We start from the raw sequence: 1,612 nt of genomic DNA on the forward strand, positions 1-1,612 counted from the left end.
AAGGGGATTGAAGGGAGAATAATGCGAGGGTGTTACACCCTCGCGCTCCCATGAATGTCTACGGTGCGCTTCGGGTTCGGTCTTAGGGCTAACGTCGCAGCGCCGCAGGCTTTTAAATGAGAAAAGGCGCCGAGGCTTCCTGCCTGCGGCGCCTTTCTGTTGCGCAGGTGGAGAGCCGGGGCGCCCGGTTTCGGCGCCACTGCCGCTTCGTCGGGAGACGTTCCGGGAGCGCGAGGGGGTAACCCCCTCGCATTTATCCTTCCTTCTTACTCGACAAACTTGGCCGAAGTCTTCTCGCGAACCTCTTCGACCGTAACCCCCGGCGCCAGCTCCACCAGCTTGAAGGGCGAGCCATGATCCGCTCGCTGGAACACGCACAGGTCCGTCACGATCATATCCACCACGCCCAGCCCTGTCAGCGGCAGGGTGCAGGCGGGGATGAACTTGGGGCTGCCGTCCTTGGCGGTATGCTCCATCACCACGATGATCTTCTTGACCCCCGCGACAAGGTCCATCGCCCCGCCCATGCCCTTGATCATCTTGCCCGGGATCATCCAGTTGGCGATGTCGCCACCCTCGGAGACCTCCATGGCGCCAAGCACGGTGAGGTCGATATGGCCGCCACGGATCATGGCGAAGCTTTGCGCGCTGTCGAAATAGGCCGATTGGGGCAGTTCGCTGATGGTCTGCTTGCCGGCGTTGATGAGGTCGGCGTCTTCCTCGCCCTCATAGGGAAAGGGGCCGATGCCGAGCATGCCGTTTTCGCTCTGCAGCGTGACGGTCACGCCCTGGGGCACATGGTTGGCGACCAGCGTGGGAATGCCGATGCCAAGGTTCACATAGAAGCCGTCCTGCAGTTCGCGCGCGGCGCGGGCGGCCATTTCGTCACGGTTCCAGGGCATTATGCGTCCTCCCGCTTGCGCGTGGTGCGGAATTCGATCTTCTTGTCATAGGGCGCGCCCAGCACCAGGCGCTGCACATAGACGCCGGGCAGATGGATCGCGTCGGGGTCAAGCTGGCCCGGCTCGACGATCTTCTCCACTTCCACCACCGTGACCTTGCCGCAGGTGGCGGCAGGCACGTTGAAGTTGCGGGCGGTCTTGCGGAAGATGACATTGCCGGTGGTGTCGGCCTTCCAGCCCTTCACGATGGCGAGGTCGGCGAAGATGCCCTGTTCGAGGATATAATCCTGACCGTTGAAGGACTTCACTTCCTTGCCCTCGGCCACCAGCGTGCCGACGCCGGTCTTGGTGTAGAAGCCCGGGATGCCCGCGCCGCCGGCGCGCATGCGTTCGGCCAGCGTGCCTTGCGGGGTGAATTCCACCTCCAGCTCTCCGGCGAGATACTGGCGCTCGAACTCCTTGTTCTCGCCCACGTAGGAGGAGATCATCTTCTTGACCTGCCTGGTGCGCAGCAGCTTGCCGATGCCCTCATTGTCGATCCCGGCATTGTTGCTGGCGAAGGTCAGGTCCTTCGTGCCAGCGGCCTGAATGGCATCGATCAGGCGCTCGGGCAGGCCGGAGAGGCCAAAGCCTCCGCTCGCGATCAGCATGCCGTCGAACAGCACGCCTTCCAAAGCTGACGCAGCGTCGGGGTATATCTTGCCGGGCAT

2 protein-coding genes are annotated in these 1,612 nt (G+C 63.0%); both read right to left on the minus strand.

Annotated features, from left to right (window positions below):
• Window positions 1-266 precede the first annotated feature (266 nt).
• Complete coding sequence (locus SR3_RS30220; protein ID WP_068095115.1) at window positions 267-902, minus strand: CoA transferase subunit B; 636 nt, start codon at window positions 900-902, stop codon at window positions 267-269.
• Window positions 902-1,612, minus strand: a 711-nt coding sequence (locus tag SR3_RS30225; protein ID WP_068095116.1) for a CoA transferase subunit A, incomplete at its 5' end; no start/stop codon positions are given. The genes SR3_RS30220 and SR3_RS30225, both read right to left, overlap by 1 nt.

It is taken from the genome of Novosphingobium rosa NBRC 15208 (assembly GCF_001598555.1).
In the GTDB taxonomy this organism is placed as follows: domain Bacteria; phylum Pseudomonadota; class Alphaproteobacteria; order Sphingomonadales; family Sphingomonadaceae; genus Novosphingobium; species Novosphingobium rosa.

Coding starts and splice junctions, on each gene's coding strand:
- SR3_RS30220 (WP_068095115.1), bottom strand. CDS start 902: ATGCCCTGGAACCGTGACGAAATGGCCGCCCGCGCCGCGCGCGAACTG.